This window comes from Dehalococcoidia bacterium, assembly GCA_041653995.1.
Lineage (GTDB): Bacteria > Chloroflexota > Dehalococcoidia > GIF9 > UBA5629 > CAIMUM01.
The window spans coordinates 976,933-990,173 of the sequence record JBAZEK010000001.1 but is presented as its reverse complement, the minus strand read 5'-3'; the positions used below and the strand labels follow the sequence as shown (position 1 = coordinate 990,173).

At 51.9% G+C, this 13,241-nt stretch carries 10 protein-coding genes; 3 read left to right on the top strand and 7 right to left on the bottom strand.

Annotated features, from left to right (window positions below):
• Positions 1-26 precede the first annotated feature (26 nt).
• From WC359_04805 to WC359_04795, 3 genes are read left to right on the top strand one after another with little or no spacing between them, the layout of a single operon-like run.
• Positions 27-1,472, top strand: a complete 1,446-nt coding sequence (locus WC359_04805; GenBank protein MFA5399738.1) for an oligosaccharide flippase family protein — start codon at positions 27-29, stop codon at positions 1,470-1,472.
• 56 nt (positions 1,473-1,528) lie between these two features.
• On the top strand, positions 1,529-3,583 hold the full coding sequence (gene asnB, locus WC359_04800; protein MFA5399737.1) for an asparagine synthase (glutamine-hydrolyzing): 2,055 nt from the start codon (positions 1,529-1,531) through the stop codon (positions 3,581-3,583).
• 51 nt (positions 3,584-3,634) lie between these two features.
• Entirely contained in the window at positions 3,635-4,768 is a 1,134-nt protein-coding gene (locus tag WC359_04795) for a glycosyltransferase family 4 protein (protein ID MFA5399736.1), read from the top strand.
• Between the two features lie 5 nt (positions 4,769-4,773).
• On the opposite strand, the gene WC359_04790 is transcribed toward WC359_04795, so the two are convergent.
• From WC359_04790 to WC359_04760, 7 genes are all read right to left on the bottom strand, one after another.
• Positions 4,774-5,697, bottom strand: a complete 924-nt coding sequence (locus tag WC359_04790; GenBank protein MFA5399735.1) for a class I SAM-dependent methyltransferase — start codon at positions 5,695-5,697, stop codon at positions 4,774-4,776.
• 76 nt (positions 5,698-5,773) lie between these two features.
• The gene (locus tag WC359_04785) at positions 5,774-8,080 is read right to left on the bottom strand and encodes a DUF2206 domain-containing protein (protein ID MFA5399734.1); all 2,307 of its coding nucleotides are present in this window, start codon (positions 8,078-8,080) and stop codon (positions 5,774-5,776) included.
• Between the two features lie 26 nt (positions 8,081-8,106).
• Positions 8,107-9,141: an acyltransferase family protein gene (locus tag WC359_04780; GenBank protein MFA5399733.1), complete on the bottom strand. Its 1,035-nt coding sequence runs from the start codon at positions 9,139-9,141 to the stop codon at positions 8,107-8,109.
• Positions 9,142-9,176: 35 nt separating this feature from the next.
• On the bottom strand, positions 9,177-10,202 hold the full coding sequence (locus WC359_04775) for a DUF362 domain-containing protein (protein ID MFA5399732.1): 1,026 nt from the start codon (positions 10,200-10,202) through the stop codon (positions 9,177-9,179).
• Positions 10,203-10,286: 84 nt separating this feature from the next.
• The gene (locus WC359_04770; protein MFA5399731.1) at positions 10,287-11,450 is read right to left on the bottom strand and encodes a glycosyltransferase; all 1,164 of its coding nucleotides are present in this window, start codon (positions 11,448-11,450) and stop codon (positions 10,287-10,289) included.
• Between the two features lie 45 nt (positions 11,451-11,495).
• On the bottom strand, positions 11,496-12,488 hold the full coding sequence (locus WC359_04765; GenBank protein MFA5399730.1) for an NAD-dependent epimerase/dehydratase family protein: 993 nt from the start codon (positions 12,486-12,488) through the stop codon (positions 11,496-11,498).
• A gap of 55 nt (positions 12,489-12,543) precedes the next feature.
• Positions 12,544-13,239 (bottom strand): glycosyltransferase family 2 protein, encoded by a 696-nt coding sequence (locus WC359_04760; GenBank protein ID MFA5399729.1) that lies wholly within the window; start codon positions 13,237-13,239, stop codon positions 12,544-12,546.
• Between the last annotated feature and the right edge of the window lie 2 nt (positions 13,240-13,241).

Here is a 13,241-nt window from a genome sequence, read left to right as displayed (position 1 = left end):
AAATTGTATAAACGATGATTTCAAAATTGACAAGATTGCTGAAGGAATCAGCGCTTTATTCGCTGACCGCGATCGCCTCGCCTTTCATTGGAATTATCCTCGTGCCTATTTACACCAGAGTATTTTCACCGGATGAATACGGGATTATAGAGCTCATCACAACTATTACTGCCTTGCTGACAGTGTTCCTGATCGCAGGATTAGAAACCGGTATAGGCAGATATTTTGTTGACACAGGCGCTTCTGACGATAAAAGAAAAATTGCCTCAACGGGGATTGCCTATCTGGCGATAACATCTGCAATAGTAATCGCAGTATTGATGGTGTTTTCAAATGATCTGAGTTCACTGCTCTTCCACAACATTAATTATTCGAACGTTTTATTAGTGGCATTGGCCTGTGTGCCTTTCATAGTGCTGGTGTCTTCCTTTGCAAACCTGCTGCGGTTCAGGCTGCAGCCGATGCGCGCTGTCTTTCTGGCGCTGGGGACATTATTGCTGCAAACGGCGCTGATCATTATTTTTGTAGTCGTCATGAATACGGGAATGGTAGGGATCTACATTGCAACCCTGATAACACAGCTTGTCTTCACCCTGGTGGGATTTTTCCTGACCTATGACAGTTACGCGCTGGTTTTTTCATGGACGAGGTTAAAGCTGATATTGGCTTTTGGCCTGCCTTATCTTCTGTTGTCTTTCTGCTACTTCATTATGACGAACTCAGACAGATATTTTCTTAATTATTATCAGGGATTGGGCGAAGTGGGGATTTACGGTATCGGCTACAAGGTGGCATCCGTGATTGGTGTTGCGGTCATGGGCTTTCAACTCGCCTGGGGGCCTTTTATCTATTCCACGTATAAAGACGCAGATGCCAAACGAACATTCGCACGGGTTTTTGATTATGTATCTGTGGCGGCATGCATTCTTCTGCTGGGTTTGTCACTTTTCTCCAGGGAACTACTTTATATTTTCACGACTGCTCAATACTATGGAGCCTATAAAATCGTGCCTTTTATATCCGCCGGGCTCATAATTTATACACTCGGCGGTTATTTTTCTATCGGAGTCGGCATAGAAAAGAAAACGATACATGTAGCCTGGACCGGAGTTGTAGCTGCCCTGGTTAACCTGTCTTTAAATTGGCTGTTGATTCCCCGCTTCGGCATGATCGGCGCGGCCGTTTCAGCGGTTTTCTCGTTCTTACTCCTGGCAGTACTTTTAATGGTGATATCACAAAAGCTATATAAGATCCCGTATAGATTTGGCGCTAACGGACTTTTGTACATTCTAACCGCCGCCATAATAGCTGCGGCCTATCTGTTCATAATGAACGATGTCAATTGGATGAACGTGGGCATTAAAGTACTGCTGCTGCTGGCATTCCTGGCAGTTCCCTTTGCCTTGAAGCTACTGGGAGTTGCTGAAGTTAAGTACTTGTATGGACTGGTGACACGGACCGGCCGGAAGTAATCGGTTATGGATATGCAATTTTTACGGTCTGTATAATATGGGGTGGATTGACTGCAATGTGCGGTATAACTGGCTTTCTTAATTTCAACGGTTTGCCCGTTGACGTTACGGTCTTATCGGAGATGACCGCCTGCCTGACACACCGTGGCCCGGACGATGAAGGCTATGTGCTGCTGAACATGAGTAATGGAAGGAACGCTGTCTATGGCGGAAGTGATACACCAGATGATGTATATTCAGCAGGCTATTCATTCACACCGCATCAGCGTTTAAATAATGCATCTGCAGAACGGAATAATTACGACCTGGCCTTTGGACACCGGAGGCTGTCCATTATCGATCTTTCTCCGTCGGGCCATCAGCCTATGTGCAGCCGCGACGGTAAGCGATGGATAATCTATAATGGCGAAATCTTCAATTATATCGAGCTGAGAGAGGAGTTAAGACAGAGGGGGCATGAATTTATAACCGAAAGCGATACAGAAGTAATATTAGAGGCTTATGATGAGTGGGGATATGAATGCCTGAGCAGATTTAACGGCATGTGGGCTTTCGCACTATGGGACTATGATAGACGGAGACTCTTCTGTGCGCGTGACAGGTTTGGCATCAAGCCCTTCTACTACTATGCAGGCGCGAAGGTTTTTGTGTTCGCATCCGAGATACAGGCTTTACTGCCGCATCCGGCCGTAACCCGGCAGGTCAATGACCAGGCAGTCTACAACTATCTGATGTGGGGACTGCTGGGATATTCGGCGGATACCTTTTTCAAGGATATAAGACAGCTTGATCCAGGACATTATCTTACTGCGGATATCTCGGGCGATATAACTGTAAAGCGCTGGTGGCAGCTCCATGTCAACTCAGATATCGGGCAAGTTTCAGCGGCCGGCGCGCGTCAAAATGCGGAGAAACTGGCCGCACTGCTGGAAGATTCCATCAAATTGAGACTTCGCAGCGATGTGCCCATAGGCACCTGTCTGAGCGGCGGCCTGGATTCTTCCGCCATCGTATGCCTGGCAAACCGGCTCATGTTTAATGATGTATCTGTCAAACCCGGTATTGTGGGCGACAGGCAAAAAACGTTCAGTTCATGCTATGAAGACGCACGGATCGATGAGAGGAAGTTCATCGAGGAGGTTATAGGGAAAACCAAAGCGGAGAAGAATTATGTTTTCCCTGGCAGCGATGACTTATGGGAAGATCTGCCTGAGTTGATCGCTCATCAGGGCGAGCCGTTCGGGACAACAAGCATATATGCGCAGTGGTGTGTGATGAAGGAAGTCAGGAGAAGAGGGGTCAAGGTTCTTTTGGACGGTCAGGGTGGGGACGAGCTGCTGGCAGGATATCATCCATATTACGGCACCTTTCTTATTAACCTGCTGTCAACAGGAAAAATAGTGCAGGCGCTGTCAGAAGGATGTAAAAGCGCTTCTATTGTGGGATGGCCGAGGATGATGTCTTCTACTGCAATGATTGCTGCCGTATCGATATTCAACGTGCTGCCGGTTCCGCTGCAATCTGCCGGGCGACGTTTTAATTTTGCTATGCGCGGCAAACGGATTAACAGAATTATGACGCGGGGCTTTGATCATAAACACTTTGCCGGTAGTATAACGCATTTCAAACATGCCAAAGGAGACTATTGTAATCTGCAAAAACGGCTGGCGATGGATGTTGCGACTGAACTGTCCGTGCTTCTTCGCTTTGAAGACAGAAACTCAATGGCCTTTTCCGTTGAGTCCAGGGTACCCTTCCTCGATTATAAATTGGTGGAATTTGTCTTCTCGCTTCCCTCATCGTATAAAATTCATAACGGATGGACCAAGTGGATTTTACGGGAGGCTATGGAAGAGATTCTTCCGGAAAACATCAGGTGGCGCAGGGACAAGCTGGGATTTCCCACTCCGGAGTCAGCCTGGATGCGGCAGAAGGGTGACAGGGTGAGGGAGATATTTGCAGACAGGGATTTCAAGGCATCCGCTTACATAGATAACAGGCGGATAACTCAGGATTTTAAGAACCTGCTCAATACCCAGAGCCTTGACGCCCAATCCGCCCTCTGGAAGCCGCTGAACCTGGAGCTATGGATGAGGAAGATGTTTCCCTGAGGAAGACTGCACCGATCAATACTTAATGGTTGGAATTATATGCATATATTAATGCTGGTATCCAGCACCGTTACCACAGATCCCCGGCTGTATAACGAAGCCCGGGCGTTGATTGAAGCGGGGCATCGGGTCAGTGTCATTGCCTGGGACAGGTACAGGCAGAGTCCAGGCAGGGAGATGCTGGACGGGATCGATGTGGTCCGTCTCAAAATATCTCTGCCGCCCGGATGCGGATTAAGTGTACCGCCCTGGCATGCATTTCACCTGCTTCTGTGGCAGCAGGCGGCTCATCGGGAGGCGATGTCCCTGCACAAAAAAGCCCCCTTCGATGCCATACACTGTCACTTCCTTGATACCATGCCGGTGGGAATTCGGCTCAAGCGGGAACTCGGCATTCCACTCGTCTACGACGCACGCGATATGTACGGCTATATGATGCAGGCATCCTTTCCGCACTGGATAGCCGGAATATTTGAGTGGCTGGAGAAGCGCTGGGTAGCAAAGGCGGATGTCATCATTGCGGTCAGCGACATAATGCAGAAATGCCTGGGGAAGATAACCCGAAGGCCGATTGTGGTTGTCATGAACTGCAAACCACTGCAGCTAACCGAGTACAGGCCGCCGGACAATGGAGGCAGGTTCACCGTGCTGTATATCGGCACAATACATAAAGCGCGGGCTTTACCTCAGCTTCTACACGCGGTGAAAGATTTAAGGGACGTTTTCTGCATCGTGGGAGGCATCGGCGAGGCGGGCTACGTTGAATCTATCAGAAAAGAATGCCAGCTTAATCCTAATGTCTCATTTGTAGGGCGGGTCCCGGTGGACAGGGTTCTGTCCATGACTGCGCAAGCCGACGTTATTTTCTGCATGTTCGACACGACCAATCCCGATTACGTGATAGGCACGCCAAACAAGCTTTTTGAGGCCATGGTCTGTGGCAGGCCCATTATCTGTACCAGGGGAATCTACTCCGGTGAGTTCACCGAGCGCGAGGACATAGGTCTGACGGTTGAATATAATGAGGAATCGTTACGGCAGGCCATTATCAAACTACGGGACGGCCCCGAGCTCAGGGAAAGGCTTGGTCGGAATGCTTTGAATGCGGCATTAAATAAATATAACTGGCAGCAGGAAAAAAAGAAGCTGATCGAACTCTATGCGTCTGTCCGAAAGTCAAACTGATCGAATTATTTTCTACGCAGGCAAGCGCTGAAACAAGAAGAGCTATTGTGGACGGATTCTATTGAAACCTGTAAAGGGTATAACGATACGGCGAAAAACTTGTTCACAACGGATGAAGGTTCCATGCCGGTAAATGTGCTCGTAACCATACCCATCGATCCGCCCTCCTTTTTATGAAGCTCACCCTTAAGGCCGGCCAAATCAACTACTCTATTAAGTGACTCTCTGGTGAAGTGAAAAATATGGCGGGGGACATAATAGGGTGTCCAGTACTTTTTAAATACAGCGGCGCAGCCCGATTCCAGATTTGGGACTTCAAGATACAGGATCCCTTCCGACGTCAGGTGTTGTCCCAGATCATGTAACAACCGGACCGGATAGTGAGCGTGCTCCAATACATGTCTTAAAATAATCAGGTCGTATTCCTGTGTGTTCTGACCAAAAGAGTCCGCATTGTAATAATTTATCGCCTGCCTGCCGCATTTTATCAGGGGAGGAGGTTCAGGCTGGAAATCCACTGCGTCAACCCTGGCAGAAGGGAACATTCTCGATACAGTAGCAGCATAACGGCCGTTGCCAGTTGAATAGTCCAGAACGGCATTCATATTTAGCCTATGGGAGGACACAATTTTCCCGATCAGCCTCGCAGCCAGGAAGTCCTGGATTTTATCAAAAATATTTCCTCTGATCACATCAAAATCGGTCGAATCTTTAGTCTCATACAGCAGATATGCCGTATCTTCCGATGGATAAGGATTGGTAAATCCCAGCTTACTTTTATTGCAGATGTATATATCGAATTCACCGATTTTGGTAATCCGATCGGGAATATGGATGATTTTTTCCCAGTGCTGGTTGCAGGTACCGCAATCAGCCGTCCTTAATTCGCAACTATCCCTGATAATATAAGATACACCGTTCAGCGGCATATTTCCTCTCTTATTACATAGCTATTGTATATGTATGAGGCAGAGAATTTCTGACGGCACCCCGCTATCCCGCGTTTCATCGCGTGATCAATACCTGCGCACCCGTGTTATTGTATACCCTGTTTGCAGCGTCCATGATCTTGACCAGGCCGGGTACACCATTCCAGTTGATATATTGCCTGAGTCCGGTCGAGACGGCAAAAGTGATCTCGCCCCGGCTGATATTCACGCTGTCCAGGTACAGTCGACTGCCTTCTTCCGGGTTGTTGGCATCGCGGGCAAGTTCCTGCACGGGTCCAGGGAACTGATAAAAATGCAACAAATTGGCCGCATGACGGTCGGCATAAATGCCTGTCACGTTATCGGAATTTTGGCTGATCCAATTTGCGGCTGCGCCGTCCTTCGCATACAACATACCCGCAAGGTCGAGCCGGTAGCTGCTCAGGGCTATTGAATAGGGAAGGTCCGCTTTATCGGTCACGCTCTGGCCGGTTACTTCATAGATGATGCCGGACGTGAACAGGAAATAGGGGATCAGGACAGCCAGGGTTACAAAACCGAGGCCGCGTGCGCTGCCGTTATCTGCCTTTCCTTTGATCCTATGAAAAGCGGATACAGCCCACAGCCAGACGGCCTCACCTCCCAGTATGCAGAAGGGAGCCAGCGTCATCAGCGCGATGTGATAAAGCCTGGTGATATTTAAATAATCGGCAAAGCGGGGTATCACCAGCGAGGCCAGCAGGAGACAGGCGCCGGCCAGGCTCAGAGATAAAAACTCCGGCCTGAATCCCGACTTCCCCGGCCGTACCAGGGTTTTGATGAATCCGATAATCAACAGAAGTTGAGTCAGGTATTGCCAGATCCTGAATCCCTTGCCAGCCGGTGTCGCTTCGGCAAAATCGAGACCAAAGGCCGTTCTGATCAATCCGTCCCGGTTGTTGATTTGAATGAGAGAGGGCGTTTGCGTCGCCGGCTGCACATCGGTGCTTGGAAGGGTTTCCGATTTCTGCACGATAATCGCCTGGGTTTGCTCGTTCCACAGCCTCTCGTATGTTCTGATTATCAATCCCTGGCCTGTTAATCCGTACCACGCTGCGCCGGCGATGAAAAAGACGGCTATAAATATGATGAGCGCTTTTGTACTGAGCGGTCCGCATTGCGGAGATCCATTAACCGCATCGACTGATTGACCCGATTCGCTGCCCCATATTCTGCGGAACGGCCTGATACCGAGAGCCGGCATAATCAGCAGTAAGAATGCAACAAACACGAATCCGATCAATCCCAGTGCGTAATGCGATATCACTATCGATACGGCGAAAATGCACAGTAAACACAGTCTCTGATACGGCTTCAGCTTTCTCTCCACCAGCAGCAGAATTATCAGGGCCAGGAAAAGCTCGGCTATCTGCTGCCGGCAGAGGGAGATCATCTCCAGTGAGAATGTGGGCACGGAGACGAAGAAAAACACGGATAAAAAGGCTCTTTTGGGACCGATCTGCTGTTTGAATGCCTGGTAGAGGATGAGAGGGACCAGCGCGAAAATCAGCGGGTAAACCGCTTTGAAAAGCCAGTTGCCGTCCATGCCCAGAAACAGCGAGTAGACCGGCGCCAGGATGGTTATACTCAGGCATGTGTTGACCATCTCGAATATGGATGCGTCCCAGAATCCGGCATCCATGGTCATGCGGTAGAACGTGTACTCGGTGAAAATATCGCTGCCGATGGGATGGGGCGACATCAGCGTGGTCTGGTAGAGCAGGCAGAGTCCGATGGCGAAGATGGCCAGTGGATACAGCTCGGGATGGATGAATTTATCGAAGGCGGCAAGCACGACAAGGGCTGCAATGCCTGCCAGGCAGATGAGCAGCAGTATATTATTCTGGAAGGTATCGACCAGAGCGACGGCAAGCACGGTAAGGACAATGAGCAGGATGATGGTAAGCACGGGTATCAGGGGTAACGGTTCAGACGGGAATGCTGCTGTGCGCGGCACATATCCCCTGTCGCGCAGCCAGGCGACCGGCATCAGGACAAGTACCAGAAGCCCGACGGCGATTGTGACGGGCAGCAGTGAAAGCGGCTGACGTATGCCGGCCAGGGGCAGTATGAGATCGATCAATACCCCGCTTAACATGACAAAGGCTATGCTCAGTCCTATCGAATACAGGAAGCCCGGCAGGGTACCGGCTTCATGTATCCTCAATATGCGCATGATGAGAGCGCCGGGAATAATAGTCAGGAAAATGAAACCGATGACCTGCCTGGCGGCCGGGATATCGCAGCCGGCGTAGGCCAGGACGTTCAATCCGGCTGAAGCCAGCAGCAAACTGCCGGCAAGCAGCAGCAGTTTGTTGATCGGCCAGTCGTTAAACCTGATCATCAGTCGCTTTTCAACCGCATACCGTTTCAGTCGGGACAGACAGGCTTGGGGTTAATCAATAACCTGTCCGCGCCCGCCTGTATGTAATAGCAAATGATAAACAGGATGGGCAGCAACAGTGTCCATGCAATGTTGCCTACGACCGCATCGTTGAAATTAAGGAAGTGGCGGATGACGGAGTAATATACATCGTGAAACAGATAGACAGCGTATGAAGCAAACGCCCCGGCCGTTATTACACGTTTAACTGAAGACGGCAGGGAGCTCAATGAGAGCATCCAGTAAACGGCTGCGATAGTGGAGACGATCAATATCATGCGGAACACGGTAATCAGGCCCACGTTAAACAGCAGCAGCGGGTCTATGCGGCTCAGGTCGCTGGGCATTAACGGCCCGAAGATGATTACGATACAGATACAGGCGATAGAAACGACAGCTGAAGGTATCTTCCACTTTCGGAAATAGTTGGAATCGAAGAATTGCGCACGTGCCGCCATTACGCCGAGCACGAAAACGAAGAAGTATTCAAAAACCCTGCCGTCGAACAGGCCGGCATATACTCTGACTACCATCAGGAAAACGAAAACGGGGAGACTTATCAGTAAAATCGAGATTGTTTTCTTCCCGTAAGTGATGAGGGGATACATCAGATAGTATATCAGTATCGTTCCGATGAACCAGTAAGAGGAGATCTCAACCATGTACCTGGGTACGAATACAGATTGAAGCCCGCAAAAATATGCGATGACGGTCCGCCAGCCGAACAGATTATTTTCCAGCATCCAGCTGAGAAGAACGGTTAGAATCAGCGCCATCCAGTACAACGGGTATATCCGCAAGGACCTTCTCTTAAAGTAGTCGATCGCATTGTTCTTCGATACGGGGTTCTCATTTGCCGCCAGCAGGTAGCCGGATACGAAGAAGAATATGCCCAGACCCATGATGCCCAGGTAGCCTCGAACCGCATCCATAGTCTCCATTTTCAGAATGTGGCTGAGAACCACCAGCAGGATGGCTGAAAAGCGCAGGAAATCAAATATGAACAGTCTTTTTGAAGCCATATACACTACCCGCAGATGTTAACACAGCATTAAATTTAATAAGGCCCCGCATACCTGCGGCCGCCCAGCTGGCCGGCGACACGTTTTTCATCCGACGACCGGAAAAGGCCCACAACTTTGTATATCAGCGGCGTCAAAGCCGAGTCCATCACGATTTTAGCCAGCAGGCCGCTGTGGAAGAGCAGGCTCGAGGCCCTGTCGATCAGGGTGCGCTCGATCTGAAATCGACGCCTGTACCTGCTCCAATCCGTATTCACCTCTATGTCCGTTAAAGCCAGCGGTCCCAGCCCCGCCTTCCCCGCCAGGGCCAGGTGGCTGATGCGGCCCGGTGAAAACCCCATGATCACCGCTCCCAGCGCATCGGCCGCCACTGTATTATCGGATACCAGCAGCAGGTCGGTTTTAATCGGCTCCCCGTACATGGGTCCGTGTTTGTCCAGTGAGTACAGGCCGTCGATGATCACGATGCGCGGCTTGAGCCGGCCGGCGATCAGAGCCAGTTTATGCGCCAGGTCCTGGTGCAGCAGGCACCTCATCGTGTCCGGTACGCAGCCCCAGGAGTTCTTCAGGCTGAGCGTCACGGTGGTCATGGCATGCACCTTGAAAACCGGCGCCGAGATGAAGCAGTCGATATCGTGCAACAGCAGGTCGGGCAACTGTACCTTGACCTTTTTACCCAGCACGTTCGATTCGACCATAGTAGAGGGCAGGCGGGACAGGCTGACCGCTTCGGCGCCCTCCTCCCTGCATATATCGTACATGCCGTGGCCCTCCAGTGACTCTTCGGCGGTGAAGGCATGGTTGGCGCCGTCCGACTCACCCAGGATCACTCTGCCCGCCTTCCCCTTCAGCAGCTTCAGCAGGCTGCGCAGCAGTTCCGGCGAGGTGGTAACACCCTCTATATGGCGGGGAAAGGTGAAATTCGGCTTGATGAAAACGGTGGATTTGCTGTTTATATAGCGCTCCCACCCGATATATTGCAGGCCGCGCAGCAGCGCCGCTTCGACATCGCTGTCCGTGCGTTCCAGGAAGACGCGGCATTTAGTCTGGTTTTCCGCCACTATAGATAGTCGTCCTGCAGTCTATATTAGTGCAATTGAATGAAAGATGCGACCTTCCTGCCCTTCAACCTGAGATCGCCGAGCCTATTTGAGGCCCTTGATGATATCGATCAGCCGGGCCGCCCTGTGGTTGAATGTATGTTCTTTCAATACGCGCGCCCTGGCGCTGCTGCCCGCCCTTTCCCTTTCGTCCTTATCCGCCAGCAGCCTGCGGTACACATCAACCGCCTGTTCTGCGCTTTCCACCACGTACAGCTCCTTGCCTATATCGAACCACTGCTCGATGCCGTTGTAGGGTTGCGAGACGATGCAGCAGCCGAAGGCGGCCAGCTCGAACGGCCGGGAGGTCGACGAGGCGAAAACGTTGGTGTGCGACCACCTGGTGATGTTGAGGTTGATCTTGCTGCGGCAGCTGAACTGCCTCCACTGGCTGTAGGAGAGGTCGCCGATCATCTTTGCCCTGCCCAGGTCGATGGCGAAGTTGCCGCCGGCCACCGAGAAATTTACATCCGGCATCTCGCGGCTGGGTATGGTGATCAGTTTCTCCATCCATTCCTCGCGGAAGTCGCTGCCGTAGCCGAAAAATGCTATGTCGATATCCTTCTCAACCTCCGCCGGCGTCACCAGGTCGGGATCGATGCCGTAATACAGCGCGTGGACGTTGCGCGCGCCCATTTTCTCCAGGTCGGGTATGACACCCGCCGAGTTGGTCAGAAAAGCGTCATATTCGGTCAGGTCGGCGCCCTCGTAGTAGTTGAATTTGAAGCCCCGGCTGATGGTGTATTTGGGCAGGATGGTCGGCATATCGCCGTCGTAATATACCACCGGTATGCCGAATTTCTTCTTGACGGCGGAGGGAATGCCGGTGATATGGTTGAGCGGTATGCTCATCATGAACAGCAGGTCGAACTTTTCTTTCGTCAGTACCTTGCGCAGGTGCCCGGCCCATCTGGGCCTGACATGGTGCTTGATCAGCAGGTCGGCGACGGGCGAGATGAAGCTCTTCCCGCTGGGCGATTTGCCGTGACGCTTGCGGCTCTCCAGGAAGTTGTTATAGAGTATGCTTTCCCGCGCGCAGGGATTGTCGTACGTCTTCCACCACAGGCTCTCTACGGGTATGCCCATATACGGGATGACTGTAACCTCGTGGCCCTCCTCATAGAGGGCCTTCAACAGCTGCCACCAGGCCGGTGTGCAGCCCATCTTATTCTTGAGGTCGATAGTCGAGGCCATGACCAGGATTTTCATACGTTTCCTCTTCTCACAGGCATGCCTGACTCGCAGCGATCCATCCTAAATGTTTTCGAGCTCTGCGAACCTCTCTTTGGCCCAGTCGTAGGTCCTTTTCAATCCCTCTTCCAGGCTGACCTTCGGTTCCCAGTTGAGAACTTTCTTGACCAGGGTCAGGTCGGCGTTCCTGCCCCTGACGCCCTGCGGTTTGGACAGGTCGTGCTTGAGCTGAATCTTTTTGCCGGATATTTTGATCGTCATCTCGGCCAGCTCATCGATGGTCACCATCCGGTCGGAGCCGATATTGATCGATCCCGTGTAATCGGAGTCCATCAGTCTCAGCACGGCCTCGATACAATCATCGATATACAGGAAGCTCCTGGTCTGTTTGCCGTCTCCCCAGACCACGTAATCCTGATCGGGATATCTGAGCGCCTTCATGATCAGGTGGCAGGGCGCCTTGCCCTTCTGTTTATCGAAGGCGGTATAAACCTCGCCGTAGATATTATGGAACCTGGCGATCTTGATATTCATACCGTAGTCGGCGCGGTAGGCCTCGCACATCTTCTCCGTGAATATCTTCTCCCAGCCGTAGAACTGGTCGGGATCGGCCGGGTAGGCGTCGGCCTCTTTGAGCGGCGTGACCTTAGCGTCCTTCTGGAGGTACTCGGGATAAACGCATGCAGACGAGCTGTAGAAATATTCGGTCACCCTGTTCTCGTGGGCGGACTGCAGCATATTGGTGTTGATCAATACACTGTCCCGCATGATATCCGCCCCGATGCTGGTGATGTAGCCTATGCCGCCCATGTTGGCCGCAAACTGGAAAACGTAATCCATGCCTTTGGTCATCTTCAGGCAGTTCTTCTTTTCGCGCAGGTCTATCTTGTGGAAATCGATCCTGTTCTTGATGTCCTTGATATTGTTGATGGACCCGCTGGAAAGATCATCCGCAACCCTCACCCTGGCGCCCTTTTTTAACAGGGTCCCGGCCATATGTGAACCTATCAGTCCGGCTCCGCCCGCCACCAGTACTTTGCTGTTGGTCCAGTCCACGGGTATCCTCCTTTTGCTGCGGCGTCATCAGGAAGGCCGCGTTACAAATTAATAATTATAACACAGCTTTCGGCCCGCATAGTTCGATCGCGGCGCGCAGCTGTATCACGCTCCAGGCGACCCCCAGCCCGTGTGTGATCGGGTCCAGGGTAGAGCTTTCGGCGTGATAATAGCAGGAGGCAGGGACCTCCACGATCTTCAAGCCCTTCTTCCTGGCTTTGACCAGCACTTCTATGCTGAAGCCGAAATCGTCGCGGGTGATCTCCACCGTCTCCAGCAGCCTGCGGCTGTAGGAGCGGAAACAGCTCTGGGAATCGCTGATTTTGCCCTTCGAGCCCAGGTTGTACAGCCAGGTGATGATATATATGCCGAGGTTGCGGTAGGGTGGCATATTGGTATCGGGCTTGACGAAGCGCGACCCGATGGCCAGGTCGGCCTCTCCCTGCAGCAGTGGAGCGATCACTTTCGGGATCTCCGATGCATCATGCTGTCCGTCGCCGTCGAGGGTCACCACGATATCGGCCCCTTCCTTCAGGGCAGCCTGAATGCCGCTGCGCGTGGCGGCGCCCGCGCCGCGCCGTTTCTCGTGTCTGATCATATATGCGCCCGCCTGGCGGGCGACCTCTGCGGTGTTGTCGGTGGAGCCGTCGTCAACGACCAGTACGTGGTCGACATGCTTAATAGCCTTGCCGACGATATCGCTGATGAAAGCCGCCTCGTTCAGGCAGGGGATGACGGCGATGATTCTCATTC

What these genes read in the sequence shown, in the direction of transcription:
- asnB (MFA5399737.1), top strand. Translation starts at nt 1,529, where the DNA reads ATGTGCGGTATAACTGGCTTTCTTAATTTCAACGGTTTGCCCGTTGAC.
- WC359_04795 (MFA5399736.1), top strand. Translation starts at nt 3,635, where the DNA reads ATGCTGGTATCCAGCACCGTTACCACAGATCCCCGGCTGTATAACGAA.
- WC359_04760 (MFA5399729.1), bottom strand. Translation starts at nt 13,239, where the DNA reads ATGAGAATCATCGCCGTCATCCCCTGCCTGAACGAGGCGGCTTTCATC.
- WC359_04780 (MFA5399733.1), bottom strand. Translation starts at nt 9,141, where the DNA reads ATGGCTTCAAAAAGACTGTTCATATTTGATTTCCTGCGCTTTTCAGCC.
- WC359_04785 (MFA5399734.1), bottom strand. Translation starts at nt 8,080, where the DNA reads ATGATCAGGTTTAACGACTGGCCGATCAACAAACTGCTGCTGCTTGCC.
- WC359_04770 (MFA5399731.1), bottom strand. Translation starts at nt 11,450, where the DNA reads ATGAAAATCCTGGTCATGGCCTCGACTATCGACCTCAAGAATAAGATG.
- WC359_04790 (MFA5399735.1), bottom strand. Translation starts at nt 5,697, where the DNA reads ATGCCGCTGAACGGTGTATCTTATATTATCAGGGATAGTTGCGAATTA.